Source organism: Streptomyces sp. NPDC057654 (assembly GCF_042800135.1).
Lineage (GTDB): Bacteria > Actinomycetota > Actinomycetes > Streptomycetales > Streptomycetaceae > Streptomyces.
Map to the genome: position 1 here is coordinate 1 of NZ_JBHVHQ010000899.1, position 3,438 is coordinate 3,438.

The 3,438-nt window shown below is 71.9% G+C and carries 2 protein-coding genes; both read right to left on the minus strand.

The genetic code is table 11. From position 1 onward, the window contains the following. Positions 1–175: 175 nt before the first annotated feature. Positions 176–1,381: a serine hydrolase domain-containing protein gene (locus ACFU99_RS37920; protein ID WP_384401529.1), complete on the minus strand. Its 1,206-nt coding sequence runs from the start codon at positions 1,379–1,381 to the stop codon at positions 176–178. 135 nt (positions 1,382–1,516) lie between these two features. Then, on the minus strand, positions 1,517–3,271 hold the full coding sequence (locus tag ACFU99_RS37925) for a TIGR03767 family metallophosphoesterase (RefSeq protein WP_384401532.1): 1,755 nt from the start codon (positions 3,269–3,271) through the stop codon (positions 1,517–1,519). Positions 3,272–3,438 lie beyond the last annotated feature (167 nt).

Below are 3,438 nucleotides of genomic sequence, written 5' to 3' on the forward strand. Positions count from 1 at the left end.
CGCGTTGGTCGCGGGCGGGCGGGGCAGGGCTCCGGGGGCGTCCTCTGGGGCGCTGTGCTGGTGGGGGTGCGGGGGGCCCACCCGGCCGGGGTGGTCGGTCCCGCCTTGGTGGCGGCGCAGGCCCGCGACCCGGCCGCTTATGTGGTGGTGATGCCGAGGTGAGGCCCTGGGGCGGTCAGCGCTGTGCGGTGAGCCCCTTGGTCAGGGGTGTTCCGGCCCCCTTCGCCGGGGCCTTGCCGCAGTACTCGGCCTCGACCAGCGCGTTGGGATCGCCCGCGTAGTCCGCGTTGTAGTTGAAGGCGAACGCGTGCCGCCCGTCGAGGGTGTTGACCGCCTTCGACAACGAGCCGTGGATGCCGCCGTCGTGGCCCCACACCGTCACCCCGCACGACAGCTTCGAGGAGAACACGCCCAGCCCGTAACGGGTGTCGGGGCCCCCGGCCGGGACGGTGGTGAGCAGTTCCCGCTGCTGCTGCTTCGGGAGCAGCTCGCCGCGGAGCAGCGCCCGGTAGAAGCGGTTGAGGTCGCCGGTCGTGGAGACGACGGCGCCCGCCGAACCGGCCAGCGTGGGGTTCAGCTCGGTGACGTCGTAGATCTTGGCGCCGGGGGACGCCTCGCCGAGCGTGGAGTACGCGCGGCCGTGCGGGCTGGGCAGCTCGGTCTCGTCGCCGGGGACGCTGGTGCCGTCCAGGTCCAGCGGCTCGATGATCCGCCGCTCGATCTCGTCGGCGTACGAGTGGCCGGTGGCCTTCTCCACGATCATCCCGGCGAGGATGTAGTTGGTGTTGGAGTAGTTATAGCTCTTGCCGGGATCGAAGTCCGGCTTGTGCCGCATGGCCAGCGCGACCATCTGCTCGGGCGTCCAGGTGTCGTAGCGGTGCTTCAGGAAGCCCGGTCCGAAGGCCTTCTCGATGAATTCCGGGTCGGCCGTGTAGTTGAAGATCCCGCTGGTGTGGTTGAGGAGCTGCCGTATCTTGATCTTCGCGCCGTCGTGGCCGTTGCCGTGCACCAGGCCCGGCAGCCAGTGGTCGACGGAGTCGTCGAGGTCGAGCTTCCCCTCCGCCTCCAGTTGCAGGACGACGGTGGACACGAACGACTTGGTGATGCTGCCGACCCGGAAGCGGTCGTGCGCCAGCCGGGGGCGTCCGGTGCGGGTGTCGGCCTCCCCGGAGGAGCCGTTCCAGGTGCCGTGTCTGTCCTGAACCTGCCCCAGCACCCCCGGCACCCCGGCCGCCACCTGGGCGTCCATGGCCTTCTGGGTGGCGGCGTGGCCGTGCTCCCCGCCGGTTTGCGCCTGCGCGGGGGCGGCGAACGCGGCCGTGGCCAGCGCCGCGCTCACCGCCGCCCCTATCAGTCCGTTCCGTACCGTGCGCGTGGTCATGGGCGATCCCTCCAGCGGTCGCGGTTCGATGCACCCGGGAGGACTCCTGCACGGCCCGTACCGTTGCTCCGCCCCCGTCCCGCCAGTGAGTTCAGGACACGCGATACCCGCGCGTACGGACTCGGGGAGCGCTCATCAGCGCCGGGGCAGCAGCAGTTCGGTGTTGCGGTCGCCCGCTTGGCCGGCGAGGTCGGTGCTCCCGCCCGGCGCGTTGAAGGCCAGTTCGCGGTAGAGGGCGGCGAGGCCGGTCTGGGAGAGGTCGTGGAAGTCGGTGCGGTGCGGGGCCGCCGACTCGATGAGGGTGGTGAAGAGCGAGACGGTGCCGTCGTGGTTGTCCGTCACCTCGATGACGCGCGCGAGCTGCGGGTAGTCGACGTGCGAGGCGGTGGAGACCTCCCAGAACGTGCCGCGCGGGACGATCTTGTTCCGGTGGCTGTGGCCGTTGATCCAGGCGAGCACGTTGCGGTGGCGGCGGAGCACGGCGATCAGCTCGTCGCCCTGGTGCCGGGCCTCGCGTGGGCGGGCCGGGTCGGGGGTCGCGTTGTTCATGCTCCAGCTCGCGTGGTGGCTGAAGACGAGCGCGTACTGGTCCTTGTGCTCGGTCAGGGTCCGCTCCAGCCAGCGGAGCTGGGCGGTGCCCAGCGAGCCCTGGTAGTGGCCGCCGGGATCGGTCGAGTCGAGGCTGATGCCGATGACGCGGTCGGAGATCTTGAAGGAGTAGTAGAGGGTGCCCGCGTCGAGGTTGTCCTTGCCGTAGCCGTGGCCGACGGGGCCCGCGCCGGTGTGCGCCGGGTCGAGGTGCGCGGCCAGGTAGTCGCGGGTGGTGGTGGCGGCTCGGCGCGGGTCGGGCGTGATGGTGCGCATGTCCTTGCGGTGCGCGCGCAGCAGCTCCTCGATGCGCTTGCCCTTGGGGTCCACGCCGCCGGCCTCGCCGTCGATGATGCGCTTGGCCTCGGCGGCGCCGATGATCTGGAGCTTGCGGTTGCCGGTGGCGACGTCCGCTATGAAGCTGCCGACGCCCGGGTAGCAGCCGCCGGAGAGCCCGTCGTGGTTGCCGTAGGTGGAGTACCAGGGGACGGCGAGGCCGGGGCTGTTGACGGTGCGGGTGGCGGCGGCGAGATAGCCCGGCAGGTGCGGGAAGCCCTGCTGCTTGTCGGCGTCGCGCAGCGTGCTCTCGGGGTTCCAGAACAGCTTCAGTCCGCTGTTCTGGACGCCTTCGTAGTGGGTCGGGTGGCCGGTGTTGGGGGTGATCCGGCCGCCGGACATGGCGGTGAGGAACCAGTCGAGTTCGGCCCTGGAGTTGTTGTCGCCGTTGTCCCCGGTGGTCATGACGAAGGAGAGCGGGGAGCCGGTGGCGGGGCCGGTGCGCAGCGCGTTGACGCGCTCGATGAGCGAGACGACGCCGGGCATGGTCAGCGCCTCGTGGGGGCGCCAGGAGCCGGTGTTTCCGGCCCGGAAGAACTCGTAGCGCAGCGGGTGCTGGACGTCGGTGAGGTGCAGGTCGGTGAACTGCACGAAGGAGGCGACGGTGGTGCGGCGGTCCGCGCGGCCCTTCTTGGCGGCGGCGAGTTCGGTACGGGTCTGCCGGGGCCAGCCGGGTCCGTCGCCGAGCCGCCGGTAGGGGCCGGAGCCGCGGGGGGCGGCGACGGTGGCGAGGGTGGTGCCCTTCGGCGAGGGGGCGGCGGGGACGGCGGGGGCCTTGCGGGCGGCGGCCGCCCCGATGGACTCGGCCGCGCCGGGGGCGGCGGTCGGGGAAGCGGTCGCCGAGCCCCCGCCCGGCCCGAACGCGAGGCCGAGGCCGGTGGCGGCGCCGACGGCACCCGTGGCGGTGAGGAACGTACGGCGGTCGAGGGCGGCGGCTGCGGAGCGGATACGGGACCTGCGTGACATGCCTGTCTCCCCGAGTGCGAACGCGAATGTGGCGGGCGGCCGTGGCCGGCCTGTCACAGAGGATCGTTGGCATCGGGAATGACCTGGGCGTTAACGCGACGGCAACGGCCGCCGCCGATCGCTTCACAACGATCTTGGCGGTTGCGAATCGCCATGCGGGGCTCGCC

What these genes read in the sequence shown, in the direction of transcription:
- ACFU99_RS37920 (WP_384401529.1), bottom strand. Translation starts at nt 1,381, where the DNA reads ATGACCACGCGCACGGTACGGAACGGACTGATAGGGGCGGCGGTGAGC.
- ACFU99_RS37925 (WP_384401532.1), bottom strand. Translation starts at nt 3,271, where the DNA reads ATGTCACGCAGGTCCCGTATCCGCTCCGCAGCCGCCGCCCTCGACCGC.